7 protein-coding genes are annotated in these 13,843 nt (G+C 73.6%); 4 read left to right on the forward strand and 3 right to left on the reverse strand.

Going from position 1 to position 13,843, the window contains the following annotated elements:
• Positions 1-2 precede the first annotated feature (2 nt).
• Positions 3-3,947, forward strand: a complete 3,945-nt coding sequence (locus WME89_RS51140) for a protein kinase domain-containing protein (protein ID WP_438006763.1) — start codon at positions 3-5, stop codon at positions 3,945-3,947.
• Positions 3,948-3,951: 4 nt separating this feature from the next.
• Here WME89_RS51140 and WME89_RS51145 read toward each other — a convergent pair whose 3' ends face one another.
• The gene (locus WME89_RS51145; protein ID WP_438012075.1) at positions 3,952-4,761 is read right to left on the reverse strand and encodes a sugar phosphate nucleotidyltransferase; all 810 of its coding nucleotides are present in this window, start codon (positions 4,759-4,761) and stop codon (positions 3,952-3,954) included.
• A gap of 80 nt (positions 4,762-4,841) precedes the next feature.
• On the opposite strand from WME89_RS51145, the gene WME89_RS51150 reads away from it, so the two are divergent.
• Positions 4,842-5,222 carry a hypothetical protein gene (locus WME89_RS51150; protein ID WP_438006764.1) on the forward strand — a complete coding sequence of 127 codons (381 nt, stop codon included), beginning with the start codon at positions 4,842-4,844 and terminating at the stop codon, positions 5,220-5,222.
• Between the two features lie 444 nt (positions 5,223-5,666).
• Here the strand turns inward: WME89_RS51150 and WME89_RS51155 are convergent, their stop codons facing one another.
• Positions 5,667-9,947: a protein kinase domain-containing protein gene (locus WME89_RS51155; protein WP_438006765.1), complete on the reverse strand. Its 4,281-nt coding sequence runs from the start codon at positions 9,945-9,947 to the stop codon at positions 5,667-5,669.
• A gap of 7 nt (positions 9,948-9,954) precedes the next feature.
• Positions 9,955-10,707, reverse strand: coding sequence for a hypothetical protein (locus tag WME89_RS51160; protein ID WP_438006766.1), 753 nt, complete (start codon positions 10,705-10,707; stop codon positions 9,955-9,957).
• Between the two features lie 241 nt (positions 10,708-10,948).
• Here WME89_RS51160 and WME89_RS51165 point away from each other — a divergent pair, with 241 nt between their 5' ends.
• Positions 10,949-12,439, forward strand: a complete 1,491-nt coding sequence (locus WME89_RS51165; protein ID WP_438006767.1) for a serine/threonine-protein kinase — start codon at positions 10,949-10,951, stop codon at positions 12,437-12,439.
• Between the two features lie 236 nt (positions 12,440-12,675).
• Positions 12,676-13,830, forward strand: coding sequence for a ferritin-like domain-containing protein (locus WME89_RS51170; protein WP_438006768.1), 1,155 nt, complete (start codon positions 12,676-12,678; stop codon positions 13,828-13,830).
• Positions 13,831-13,843: the final 13 nt, after the last annotated feature.

Genomic DNA, 13,843 nt, shown 5'->3' on the forward strand with positions numbered 1-13,843 from the left:
AGGTGGATTCCGGCGCCGTCCTCGCGAGCCGCTTCGTCGTCGAGCGGCGAGTTGCGGCCGGTGGGATGGGGACGGTCTACCGCGCGCACGACCGCCTCGACGACCGGCCGGTCGCCCTGAAAGTCCTCCAGAGCCGCGAGGCCTTCGACGTCGAGCGGTTCGAGCGCGAGTCGCAGATCCTCGCCGAGCTGAGCCACCCGGGCATCGTGCGGTACGTCGCGCACGGGCGGACCGGCGCCGGGGACCACTACCTCGCCATGGAGTGGCTGGAGGGGGAGGACCTGGCCGCGTGCCTCGCGCGCCGGCAGCTCGCGATCGCCGAGAGCCTGGCGGTGCTGCGCAGGACGGCGGACGCGCTCGCCTTCGCGCACTCCCGCGGGATCATCCACCGCGACGTCAAGCCGAGCAACATCTTCCTCGTCGCCGGCGACGTCGGCGAGCTCAAGCTGGTCGACTTCGGGATCGCGCGCCCCGACGGGGAGTCGCGGCGGCTCACCTACACGGGCGGCATCCTCGGGACGCCGGGGTACATCGCGCCCGAGCAGATCGAGAGCGGGAGCACGCTCGACGCGCGCGCCGACGTCTTCTCGCTCGCGTGCGTCTTCTACGAGTGCGTCACGGGCCGCCCGGCCTTCGAGGGGGCGCACGTCATGGCGGCGCTCGCCAAGCTCCTGTTCCAGCAGACGCCCCGGCTGCGCGAGGTCCGCGCGGACGTCCCGGAGCCGCTGGAGGCCCTCATCGACCGGATGATGGCCAAGAACCCCGAGGAGCGGCCGCGCGACTGCGGCGACGTCGGGGCGCAGCTCGCGCAGATCGCGGAGGCGCTCGACGCGTGGGCGACGCCGCGGCCCACCACGCTGGCGTCGCAGCGCGACGCGACGATGCGCTCGGCGCGGCCGCCGGGCTTCCTCACGCGCAGCGAGCAGCGGCTCGTGTCCCTCGTGCTCGCCGGCGAGCCGGACGACGTCGAGATGAGCGTGGCGGCGGCCGGCGGCGTCCCCAGCGCCTCGGACGTCTCGAGCGTGCTGCAGGAGCTCTCGAACGAGGGCCCGGGGTCCGCGGTGCCGCGGTCGGAGGTGCGGGCCGCGGTGGAGCCCTACGGCGCCCACATCACCGAGATCTCGCGCGGGTCGCTGATCGCGATCCTCGCCGGCGCCGGGAGCGCCGTGGACCGGGCCGAGCGGGCGGCGCGCTGCGCGCTCGCGCTGCGGGCGCGGTTCCCGGGCATCCCGCTCGCCGTCGCGACGGGGCGCGGGGTGTCGTCGGCGAAGCTCATCGAGGGCGACGTGATCGACCGGGGGGTGCGGGCGCTGCGGGCCGCGCAGGCGGGGGTCGTCCGGCTCGACGACGTGACCGCCAGCGTCGTCGGCGGCCGGCTCAAGATCGACACGGACGAGAAGGGGCCGTTCCTCGCGAGCGAGACGGCGGCCGACGAGAGCACCCCCGTCCTCCTCGGCAAGCCGAGCCTCTGGGTCGGCCGCAGCCGCGAGCTGTCCATGCTGGAGGGCGTGTTCTCCGGGTGCGTGAGCGAGTCGCTGGCGAGCGCGGTGCTCGTGATCGGCCCGGCCGGGGCCGGAAAGTCGCGGCTCCGGCTGGAGTTCCTCACCCGGGTGCGGCGCCAGTTCGGGGCGGTGGAGATCCTGTCCGGAAGGGCCGAGTCGGTGGCCGCGGGGTCGCCGTTCGGGCTCATCGCGGACGCGCTCCACAAGACGGCGGGGATGCGCGAGGGCGAGCCGGTCGAGGCGCGCCGGCGCAAGCTGAAGCGCCGGCTGGGGCGCCACCTGAGCGGCGACGCGCTGAACCGGATCGCGGCCTTCCTGGGCGAGCTGTCGCGCACGCCGTTCCCGGACGGCGAGACGAGCGGGCTGCGCGCGGCCCGCGAGAACGCGATGCTGATGGCCGACGCGACGCGCGGGGCGTGGGAGGACTGGCTCGCGGCCGAGTGCGCGGCCCAGCCGGTGCTGCTCGTGCTCGAGGACCTGCAGTGGGGCGACCCGGCGACCGTGCGCCTCATCGACCAGACGCTGCGCAACCTCAGGGATCTGCCACTCATGCTGCTCGCGCTGGCCCGGCCCGAGGTGGGCAAGCAGTTCCCCGGCCTGTGGGCCGATCGCGAGGTGCAGACCATCAAGCTCGGGCCGCTCCCCTCCAAGGCGAGCGAGCGGATGGTGCGGAGCGCGCTCGGCGAGGAGACGCCCGCCGAGACCGTGGCCCGCGTCGTGGACCGGGCCGACGGCAACCCGTTCTACCTGGAGGAGCTGATCCGTGCGGTCGCGGACGGCAAGGGGGACGTGCTGCCCGACTCGGTGCTGGGCACGGTCGAGGCACGGCTCGACGCCGAGGGGCACGAGGCGAAGCGCGTGCTGCGGGCGGCGAGCATCTTCGGCGACCGCTTCTCGAAGCTGGCGGTGGCGGCGCTGCTCGGCGGCGCCACGCGCGTGAAGGAGACCGAGACGTGGCTCGACGCGCTCGCGGCGCGCGAGCTCATCGCCCCGGCCTCGACGCCGGGGTGGCTGATCCCGACGGACTACGTGTTCCGCCACGCGATCGTGCGCGAGGCCGCGTACGCGATGCTGACCGAGCAGGACCGCACGCTCGGCCACAAGCTGGCCGGCGAGTGGCTCGAGCGCAGCGGGCACACCGACGCGATGGCGCTCGCGGAGCACTTCCGGCTCGGCGGCGAGCCGGCGCGCGCGGTGCGGTGGTACCGGAGGGCCGCCGAGCAGGCCATCGAGGCGAACGACCTGGCGAGCGCGCTCGCGCGCGCGGAGATGGGCATCCAGTGCGGGGCGACCGACGAGGAGCTCGGGCGGCTGCGGCTCGTGGAGGCCGAGGTCAGCCTGTGGCAGCAGGAGACGGCGCTCGCCGCGCAGCGCGGGACCGAGGCGGCGAGCCTCGTCCGCGTCGGCAGCTCGTCCTGGTTCCGCGCCATCGGGCAGGTGATCGTCGCCGAGGGGAAGCTCGGCCATTTCGACCGGGTCGAGGCGTGGGCGACGCGGGTGGCCGAGGCGCCGGGGCTGCTCAGCGCCCGGATCATGTGCCTGTGCGAGGGCGCGACGTACCTGATCTTCGGCGGCCGGTACGCGGCGGCCGACACGCTGATCCGGATGCTCGACGCCGTCGCGGGCGAGCAGGCCGGGCTCGATCCGCAGGCGGCGGGGCTCTACCAGCAGGTGCGGGCGATCCGCGCGCAGACGAAGGGCGATATCGGGGCGGCGCTGAGCGGGCTCACGGCGGCGCTCGCGGCGTTCGAGCTGGCCGGCGACCGCCGGAACGCCTGCTCGATACGCGAGAACCTGGGCTTCCTGTACGGCGAGCTCGGCGATTTCGAGGTGGCCGAGTCGGCGCTCCGGACGGCGCTCGCGGCGGCGCAACGCATGGGCCTCGACGATCTGGAGACGGCCGCGCTCCAGAACCTCGGCTACGTCATCGCCCACCTGGGGCAGCTCGAGGAGGCGAAGCTCCTGGAGCAGCGCGCCGCGGCGGCGTTCCACCAGCAGGGCGACCGGCGGATGGAGGGCGTGACGCTGACGTACCTCGCGAAGATCCTGCTGCGGTCGGGCGATCCGGCGGCCGCGGAGCGCGAGGCGCGGGCGGCGGTCGAGGCGCTGACCGTGGCGCCGCCGCTCCGCGCCGCCGCGGTCGCGGTGCTCTCGCGCGCGCTGCTCGCGCAGGGCCGCGGGGAGGAGGCGCTGCCGGCCGCGCGCGAGGCGTTCGCGCAGCTCGAGGAGGCGGGGTCGCTCGAGGAGGGCGAGTCGCTGGTGCGGCTCGCCTACGCCGAGGCGCTGGCCGCCGCGGGGGCCGCGCGCGAGGCGGCCGAGGCGCTCGCCGCCGCGCGCGAGCACCTGCTCAGCCGCGCGGCGAAGATCAGCGACCCGAGCTTCCGCGAGCGGTTCCTGACGTGCGTGCCTGACAACGCGAGGACGCTGGCGCTCGCCGCCGGGTAGGCGGTCAGGGGGCGTCGCTCCCGGCCGCGCTCAGCCGCGCGGGCGCGCCGGAAGGCTCGTGGAACTCCCCGTCCGCGACCTCCTGCGGCTCCGTCCGGGAGCGCAGGAGGCGGACGGCCTCGCGGTAGCCATCGACGGTCCCGGCGTCGACGTACGCGCTCCCGGCGCGGACGCCGAGCGCCAGGCCGCCGCGGGCGATGTACTCGTTGACGAGGGTGCCAATGTGCTCGTCTCGCCGGCGCCGCGCGCACCAGAGCTCGTAGAGCTCCTGGAGCACGGCGCCCGTCAGCTTGAAGGCGCCCCAGGTCCAGCGCGACGCCGGGTCGCGGTGCTTCACCTGGATCTCGAGGACGCGCCCCTCGCCGTCGGTGAGGACGGTGTCGTGGAGCTCCGGGCGCTCGACCGGGAAGAGGAGGAACGAGAGCGCCTGAGACGGGAGCGCCGAGAGCCCGTCTTCGGGGAACCAGATGGCGTCCGGGAGGCCGACGATCACCAGATCTTCCGGCGGGATGAGCGGGAGCGCGCGGAAGACCGCGTCGCAGAGGCCGGCCGGCCGCGGCTGGACGGCGTACGACAGGCTCGCTGGCCCGAGCGCGGCGCCGTAGTAATCGAGGATGTCGGACGCGCCTGAAGAGATGACGAAGCAGATCTTGGCCGCGCCGGCGCGCAGCACGCGATCGACCACATGCTCGCTCAGCGCGCGGGGCCGCTCGACGCCCCGCTCGAGGCGGCTGCCGACCGGGAGCAACTCTCTCGAGGAGGCGAGCGGCTGAGCGCCGCCATGCCTGCCGACGGCCGGGATGATCCCCCACACGGTGGCCAGTGTCCGCCTCACGCCCTCGCCTCCTTCGGGGGTGGCTCGCTGCGCGGCGCGCGCGGCGCAGCGGAGCGGCCATGAGCGGCGGCGCGGCGCGAGCTCACGAGCGCGCTGCTCGCGCCGCGCGCGCGGCGCCGGCGCGACGAGAAAACGGCCACGCCCATGTTTCCGTGGAAAGCGGGCTCGCTCGCGGGAATACCATGGAACGCACGGCGAGCGGTGTGACATGCGGTGTGATGCGCGAGGCGCGCAGCGCGGCGTTGCCAGCCGCGCGCACGAGCGAGACCTCGCTGCAATGCAGCGCGTTGAGTGTCGTCGCCCTTGCTGTCGAACATGCCGGTGTTGACCCCGGCAATGCCGGTGTCCGTCGCTCGCGCCAGCGGGCGCTGGAGCTGCGGGCGGTTACCGATTTCGTCAATGAATCTGGTCACTTGTATAGGTCCTCGCGCGTCGCGTAGCGCTGCTCGCCTGCTGAATGGCCGATCCTGCTCTTCGCTCGCGTGAATTGGAGTCCAACATCGTACCTGCGGCTGTCCAGATCAAGTCGAGCTCAGGCCTCCATTTGTCAAGCCGAGCCAGATTCCGGCCTGTCAAGACGTGCTGAACGCCTCGATTGTCAAGTGAACCGAGTCGAATGCTTCAGGTCAAAATATGACGTTGGTCGATGCAAAAGCGACAAACGATGTGGGCGAGTGCTGTCCTGTACGGGGACTGACAGGCTTTGAGGCGTATCTCCCGGACATGCGCGTGCATGCGCGCATGGAGCGAGGTCGTACGGGGATCACCTGAGAGAGGATCAGGCTCGGACGTATCCACGCGACGCCCCGAGAGGCCGTGTCAGCGCTCTGTCAGGATAGGACCACGACTCCGCCGTGGGCGGGCGCACCCGCGCCGGGGCGCGCCTACGAGGGCAGCGTCGCGTGGACCGAAGCGAGCTCTGCAGCGGTGTCGCGCTCGGCCATCGCGGCGGCGTGGCGGCGCAGCCGGTCGCCCATCACGTTCGGGATGCGCTCGGCGGCGCGGAGCGCGGCGGCGAGCGCGCTCCGCGCGGCGGCGAGCCGGCCGCGGCGCAGGGCGGTCACCGCGCGGATCTCGAGCACCTCGATGTGCTCCTGACCGACGGAGCTCTGGGCCGAGCGGTCCACGAGGGCGTCCCACGCGCCGTCGCCCCCGTCGCCTTCGTCCCGCGTCGCCAGGTCGATCATGGCGCAGAGCACCTCCTCCGACGGGACCATCAGCGCGTCGGCGAGGCCCTCCGCGCGCGCCTGCTCCTGCATCGCGCGCATGCGCTCGAACAGCGCCCGGGCGTCGGCCTCCGCGCCGCAGTAGAAGAGGAACCGGGCCTTGAGGAGCAGGGCGACCGGCCGGCACGCCCCGCAGAACCGGCGCTGCTCGATCTCGAGCGCGCGCTCGATGTGCGGCCTCGCCGCCGCGAGGTCGTCCATCAGGTAGAGGTACTCGCCGAGGTTGTACTCGCCGACCCGCTCGAGGCCGCTCTGGCCGAGCTCGCGCGCCAGCGAGAGCACCCGCTCGAGGTCGGCGATCATCCGCGCCTTGTCGCCGCGGCACGCCCAGAGGAGCGCGCGGTTGTTGGTCACGGAGCCGAGGTGGAGCGTGTCGTGGTGCGCCTCGCAGAGCGCGATCGCCCGGCCGAGCGCGCTCTCGGCGTCGTCGAGCCGGCCGAGCCCCTGGAGGACGAAGCCGAGCATGAGCAGCGAGATGACGAGCGTCTCGTAGCCGTCGCCGCCGAGCGAGGAGGCGGCGGCCGCCGCGCGCTCGAGCGCCGCGGCCGCCTCGTCCTCCCGGCTGAAGCGGTGGAGCGAGCGCCCGACGCCGAGCGAGAGCCGCGCGGCGAGCGCCGGCGACAGCGCGATCCCGGCGGCGAGCGCGCGCGCCTCCTCGACGCGCTCCTCGGAGCTCTTGAACTCGTCCATCCAGTCGAGCGCCGTGGCCTCGTCGAGGAGGATGTCGATCTGCGCCGGGATGTCGCCGCGCGCGCGAGTGAGCGCTCGCGCGCTGGCGAAGTCGGCGAGCGCGTCGTGGTAGCGGCCCAGGCGGTAGCGCATGAGGCCGCGGCCCCGGTGCGCGGCCGCGCGGTCGGGGCGCCCCCCCGCGGGCGCGCCGGCGGGCGGCGGGCCGGCGGGCGCGCTCGCGCCCGGATCCGTCGGCTCGCTCGGCTGCTCCAGCGCGCGGCTGTAGAACGTCTCCGCGTCGAGGTAGGCGTGCCGGGCGCGCGCGCGCTCGGCCAGCGCGAGGTAGGCGGCCTCGGCGACCTCGCCGAGGCCCGCCTGCGCCGCGTGGTACGCGAACGGGATGAGGCGCGCGTCCTTGTCGTGCGGCGCGGCGCCCTCGCCGCCCTCGTCGTCGGCGGCGTCGCGGTGCAGCTTGAACGCCGCGAGGTGGACGCGCCGGCGGAGCAGCTCGGGCGCGCTCCTGACCACGGCCTCGCGGACCAGCGCGTGGCGGAAGCCGATGCGGCCCCGCCGGTCCTGGACGAGGAGGCCGGCGGCGAGCAGGCGCTTCACCGCGACCTCGGCGTCGAGCGGGAGGTCGTCGGCTTCGCCGTGCTCGTCGAGACGGTGGAGCACGCCCGCCACCTCGGCGACGGTGACGTCGGGGCCGAGGAGCGCGACGAGGCGCGCGTGCGCCTGCAGCGCGGCCGGGAGCGCGTCGATCTCGCCGAGCGCCAGCCAGTCGAGGAGCGGCATGTCCGGGAGGCGATCGAGCTCGTCGGTGGCGAGGTACCAGGCGTCGCCCCGCGGGTGCCGGCGCACGATGCCCTCGCGCTTGAGGCCGCGCACGAGCTCGACGAGCAGGAGCGGGACGCCCTGCGCGCGCTCGACGAGGTGCGCGAGCGCGGGCTCGGGCACGTCCTCGGCGGGCAGGAGCAGCCGCCGGCAGAGGGCGATGGCGCTGTCCCGATCGAGCGCCTCGAGGCGGTGGGTCTCGCGGCGGGCGGCGCGCTCGCCGAAGGAGGGGCGCGCGCCCTCGAAGGTCGGCCGCGCGAGGGCGCAGATGAAGAGCGGGGCCCGCGCCTCGGCGAGCGCCGCGTACTCGAGCGCGGCGAGCGCCGCGTCGTCCGCCTCGTGCGCGTCGTCGAGCACCACGAAGAGCGGCGCGCGCTGCGACCGCCGGCGGAGCGCCTCGCCGGCCGCCACGGCGAGCGCGGCGCGGAGCGCGCCGGGGGCCGCGGAGAGCGCGCGGAGCTCCGGGTAGCGCTCGTCGGCGGGCGCGCCGTCGCTGATCCAGCCGAGCGCGAGCGCCACGGCGGCGCCGAGGCGCGCGTAGTGCGCGGCCCCGAGGCGGCGCCGGAGCAGCGCGCCGCCGCCGTCCGCCGGCGGGGACGCCGGCAGCGCGAGCGCCTGCTGGAGGATCTCCCGGACGACGCGGTCGGCGCCGCCCGCGACCGGCTCGCCGGTCCGGAGCTCGATGACCCCGGCGCGCCTGTCGATCTCGCGCAGCCGCTGCACGAGGGCGCCGGCGAGGCGGCTCTTGCCCTGGCCGGCCGCGCCGATGACGCTGGCGATGGTGGGCGTCGCGGTGGTCGCGGCGTTGCGCGCGCCCGCGACGAGCGCGTCGAGGACGTCGCTCCGGCCGAAGAACGGCTGCGAGGTCGTGTCGGCCACGGTGTCGCCGTCGGGCAGGGCGGAGGACGCGGGCTGGACAGAGGCCGGCCCGGGCGGGGGGAGGGAGTCGACCTGGGGCGGGGCGCCGTCGCCGAGCGCCGCCGCGGCGGCCGGCGACAGGGTGATCCCCGCGGCGCCGCCCGGCGCGGCGCGATCGCCCCGGTGGAAGAGCGGGCTCAGGAAGCGCCGCGTGCCGTCCGGCCGCGTCTGGACCGACACGGACGCGAGGTCGAGCAGGCCGCAGGAGAGGACGCGTTGCTGCTCGAGCTCGCGGGCGGCGTGCATCGCGCGGCGCAGCGGGCTCGCGCCGTCCTCGTGATCGAAGACGGCGACGAAGCGGCTGCCCGCGGCGTGCGCGAGCTGGCCGCCCAGCGCGCTGAGCCGCCGCTGGAGGCCCACCACGTCGAGCGCGGACTCGAAGAAGAGGAGCGCGACGGCGCGCCGCCCGATGCCGCGGGCGCCCGGCGGCGGCTCCGCGGCGGCGCTCCTGGGCCGCGAGGGGCGGCGTTCCTGGGCGCGCTCGAACTCTTCCAGGGCGGCGCAGAGCGCCGCGGCGCTCTCGAAGCGCTGGCCGGGGTCCTTGGCGAGGCATCGCAGCACGATCTGCTCGAGCGAGCGCGCGATCGGCGCGAGCGACGACGGGCGCGGCGGGCGGCGGCTCAGGTGGTCCTGCCGCACGAGGGCGGAGGGACCCCAGAACGGCGGCCTGCCGGTGAGCAGCTCGAACAGCACGACGCCGAGCGCGTAGACGTCCGCGCGCGCGTCGACGTCGCCGCGGCCGTCGCACTGCTCGGGCGCCATGTACTCGGCGGTGCCGGGCGCGTCGTGCTCGGCGGTGAGGTCGAGCCGCTGCCCGCGGCGGTCTGCCGCGAGGCCTAGATCGATGATGGTGGCGCGGTGCACGGCGCCCTCGGCGCCGGCGGCGAGCGGCGCGCAGGAGACGAAGATATTCTCCGGCTTGACGTCGCGGTGCACGTAGCCGCGCGCGTGGATCTCCTCGAGGGCCCGGAGCGAGGCGCGCGCGAGGGCGCACGCCTCGCGCGCGGGTACGGGGCAGGCGACGCCGGTAGCGATGAGGCGGTCGGCGAGCGTCGGGGCGTCGAGGTACTCCATGACGAAGTACGGCAGGCCGGAGCCGAGCTGGCCGCAGGCGTAGACGGCGGGCACGTGGGGCGGCCCGATGTCGTGGAGGGCGCGCATCTCCTCGACGAGACGCACGCTCGCGTCCGCTCGGTCGGCGCGCGCGACCTTGATCGCCACGGTCCGCCCGCCCTCCTCTGGCTCGGCCGCGAAAACGGCCCCGAACCCGCCGACGCCGGCGAGCCGGGCGCCGCGGTACCCAGCGATGCTGGGCGGCGCGTCCGCGTGGAGCCAGCCGGGGCCGCTGTCGTCCGTGCCGCTTGGCACGCGCAGGTCCGGGCTCGACGGCCGCACCACGGGGCCGTGCTGCGGGCACCCTGGATCCGCGTGCGCGACCCGCCTGCCGCAGTCCCTGCACCGCGCGGGGGGCGCCCCGGCGCGGGCCGCGCTCCCACCTTGACGAGCATCGGGCAACATGGGCGCCTCAGGGCAGGAACGTCGTGATCACGGCGAGCGCCGGCTCGCCCAGATCATCGGTGCAGGTCGGGCGATGGCCGCCGGCGGCGCTCGGCGCGGCGCACGCGCGATCGCATGAGCCCACGATGTGGATGTTCGGGCATTCCCGGGCGTCGCCCTCGGGCTCGAGGAGCCCTGTCGCACAGTCCCTGCCGAGGGTGCGAGAGTTCTCGACATTGGACTCGTTGTAGCAGGCATAGAACCGGGGGGGGCTCGTGAACAGATTGCCCCAGAACGCGCCCTCCTCTCGCGGAAAGGACTCGACCTCGCTCCTGTCCGGGTACCTGAGGGCCGGGTGCGCCGCGCGCGACGAGATCATCACCGACACGCCGGCGCGGTTGGCGCGCGACGCCACGCAGGCCGAGACCCACAGCCGCCGGGACACGCTCAGCGGCTCGTCGCTCCAGCTCGGGGCGAGCCCGAGGTGCCCGCGGTAGCTCTCCTCGTGCAGCTCGCCGTCCTCGTCGCGCCACGAGAAGCGGAACGACTGCGACGCGCTCAGCGCACAGCTGACGATGTATTGAAGGAGCTGCCGCGACGTCGCGCCGGGCTCCCCGGGCTCGGTGATGGCGCGCCGGGCGCGCTCCGAGAGGCTGCTCTCCTGGAGTCTGTTCGGGGCGAGGGCGATCGGGTTGAGGGCGATCGGGTTGAGGGCGTTCGGGTTGAGGGCGTTGTGATTCAGGAGCGCACTTGAGACTGCCTCGACCGACCCCGACTCCATCGGAAATCCGTCGCTGCCACCGCAGCAGGGCAATGAAACAATCAGAAACGTCCATAGGTAACGTGAGCGGACTCGCCCCTTCATTTGTCCCCCCTATTCGACCGGCAGATGGAATACGCTACCGCCTGGATAACGATGGATTTACTGTACCACCAGGGGAAGCGACGTGCAGTGGCAACATGAGCGTTCCGCGCTGTGAAAACCGGCGATCGGGCGAGACCTTATGCGCATCGGGGGGTTTATGACGTTGGATGGACTGGCGACGCGTAATGATGAGACACGGGCATTTTCCCTGGAGGAGAGTTCGTTCTCCAGAGGAGAGCTGCCGTGCGGCGCGCGTGCGGGCGATTACAGTGTTGTTTCCCCCATCGCCCGGGGCGGATGTGGTGCCGTGTATGAAGCAAGGCAGATCCGGACCGGCGCGCGCGTGGCGATGAAGGTGCTCCACGGCACGCTCGCCGCCTCGCCGAAGATGGTGAAGCGCTTCCTGCGCGAGATCGAGGTGGTGCGGCGGCTCGATCACCCGGGGATCGTCCGGATCCATGACGTCGGCGAGCTCGGGGACGGCAGGCCGTTCTACATGATGGAGCACCTTGACGGCATGACGCTCGACGTGCTGCTCCGGCAGGAGGGGAGGCTCTCGCCGGAGCAGGCGCTCGAGCTGCTCGAGCCGGTCTGCGCGGCGCTCGACGCGGCGCACGCCGCGGGGATCATCCATCGCGACGTGAAGGGCAGCAACATCTTCGTCTCGCGGGGCGCGCCGCGGACGGTGAAGCTCCTCGACTTCGGGATCGCCAAGCTGATGGAGCCCGACGACGGCCCGACGAGCTTCACCACGGCCGGGAGGGCGCCCGGCACGCTCACGATCATGGCGCCCGAGCAGATCCTCGGCGGGCCCATCGACGCTCGCGTCGACGTCTATGCGCTGGGCGTCCTGCTGCACCGGCTGCTCACGGGCAAGCTGCCGTTCTACTCGGCGAACCCGACCGAGCTGCTCCGGCAGCACCTGGAGGAGCCGGCGCCGCGCCCGAGCCGGCGGACGCCGCTGCCGGCCGCGCTCGACGCTGTCGTGCTGCGCTGCCTGGAAAAGCAGCCGGATCTCCGCTTCCCCTCGGTGAAGAGCTTCCTCTGCACGCTACGCGAGGCGGTGGGCGAGCCGTCGTCCGGGCGGAGCACCCTGCCCGAGGTCGTGGCCGACGCGATCGCGGTCCACGTCGACCTCCGGGCGCGCACCCAGGCGGACGATCTCGACGACGCGCTCGCCGACGCGCTCGGCCTTGCGCTCGACCTCGCAGAGGAGCGCCTCCGGGACGCGGGGCTCACGCTGGTCTCCATGACCGGCAGCGAGATCCTCGCCGTGCGCCTGCTCTCCGGCGACCCCGAGGAGGCGCTGCGCCAGCGCGCGGGGGTGATCGAGATCGCCTCGGCGCTCCGCGACGAGATCGCGCTGAGGAGCCGCGCGGACGGGCGCGTGCACGCGAACCTGTGCCTGCACGCCGGGCAGGTCGTGGTGCGCTCGGTCATGCACCCGGAGATCATCGGCGGCGATCTGGCGCGGGTCGGCGAGTGGGCGCCGGCCGACGAGGTGCACGGGCTCTGCGCGACGGAGGAGGCGGTGAGGGGCGTCGACGGACTCGAGCTCTCGGCGGGTCCGCCCGGTCTCTTGCTGATCGGGGAGCGCTCAGCGCAGTGCTCGTCGCCCGCGCCGACCCTGCGGAGCGGCATGATCTGAGGCGGGGCGCCGCGCAGTCGTCGGCGGCTCGGCGACGCGGCGGCTCGTCAGCGGCTGTCATGTCAGGTGAGCGACGGGCGCGCGCTCAGCGTGTTTCCCCTGTCGGACTCGGGAGCTCCCGGAGTCGTTATGACGACGCAAAAAGACAGAGGAGACGATTGCCGCTGGCCGGTGGATGCCATTATAACGGTCGCCCGCGGTCGCCGGCCCGCGGCTGGCCGCTCCGGAAAGCTCTCATGTCCATGCGCATCCAGCAAGCTATCCAGACCCTCCTCGATTCCGCCCCTCTCCTCCGCGACGCATCGATGAGCGGCAACGTCCGGGTGCTCGCGTCGCTCCTTGGCCCTGCTTTTCGCGGCTTCGTCCAGCGGCGCGGCAAGGGGGTGCGCTCGACCGATATCTCTGTTGGATACGAGGCCAGCTTTAACTGGAGTTACGGACGGGACGACCCCGACATGGCCAAGCTCTACCACCTGGCCAAGACGTCCCAGTGGAACGCGACGACCGACCTCGACTGGTCCCGGAGCGTCGACTGGCTCGATCCGACAATGCAGCTCTTGCCCGACAGCTGGATGCCGCCGTCCAGGCTGCCCCTCTGGCGCCGGCTCTCCGAGCGGGAGCGGGCGACGCAGCGCCACGGCCTCCTCTCCTGGATGCTGAGCCAGTTCCTGCACGGCGAGCAGGGCGCGCTGTTCGCCGCGTCGCAGGTCACCGAGTCCGTGCCCTCGCTCGACGCCAAGCTCTACGGCAGCACGCAGGTCGCGGACGAGGGGCGCCACGTCGAGGTGTTCCACGCCTACCTCACGCAGAAGCTCGAGAAGCTCTACGACATCAACGACAACCTGTATGTCGTCATCGACGCGATCATGAGCGACAGCCGGTGGGACATGAAGTTCCTGGGCATGCAGATCATGATCGAGGGCCTGGCGCTGGGCGCGTTCAGCTCGATTCGACAGGTGACGAGCGAGCCGCTCCTCAAGGACGTCCTGCGATCGGTGATCACCGACGAGGCGCGCCACGTGCACTATGGAGTCCTCGCGCTGAGCAGGTTCTACCGCGAGGGCATGAGCGAGCGGGCGCGGAGGGAGCGCGAGGACTGGGCGTTCGAGCTGTCGCTGCTGCTGCGCAACCGGTTCCTGGCGCACGAGTTCTACGACGAGTTCTATGCCCACCGCATGACGCGCTGCGAGTGGGACCAGCTCATGCTGGCCAGCGACCTGATGGGGTTCTTCCGCCGCACGATGTTCAAGCGGATCGTGCCGAACCTGAAGCGGATCGGCCTGCTCTCGGGGCGGATCCGGCCGCGCTACGCGGCGCTCGGCCTGCTCGAGTACGAGCACGGGCGATCCGCGAGCGAGCTGACGGCCAAGGAGCTCCTCGACGACGCCTGAGCCCGAGGCCGGG

It is taken from the genome of Sorangium sp. So ce321 (assembly GCF_051530195.1).
GTDB lineage: Bacteria > Myxococcota_A > Polyangia > Polyangiales > Polyangiaceae > Sorangium.

Coding starts and splice junctions, on each gene's coding strand:
- WME89_RS51150 (WP_438006764.1), top strand. CDS start 4,842: ATGAGCGGCGGCGCGGCGCGAGCTCACGAGCGCGCTGCTCGCGCCGCG.
- WME89_RS51170 (WP_438006768.1), top strand. CDS start 12,676: ATGTCCATGCGCATCCAGCAAGCTATCCAGACCCTCCTCGATTCCGCC.
- WME89_RS51160 (WP_438006766.1), bottom strand. CDS start 10,707: ATGGAGTCGGGGTCGGTCGAGGCAGTCTCAAGTGCGCTCCTGAATCAC.
- WME89_RS51155 (WP_438006765.1), bottom strand. CDS start 9,947: ATGTTGCCCGATGCTCGTCAAGGTGGGAGCGCGGCCCGCGCCGGGGCG.
- WME89_RS51165 (WP_438006767.1), top strand. CDS start 10,949: ATGACGTTGGATGGACTGGCGACGCGTAATGATGAGACACGGGCATTT.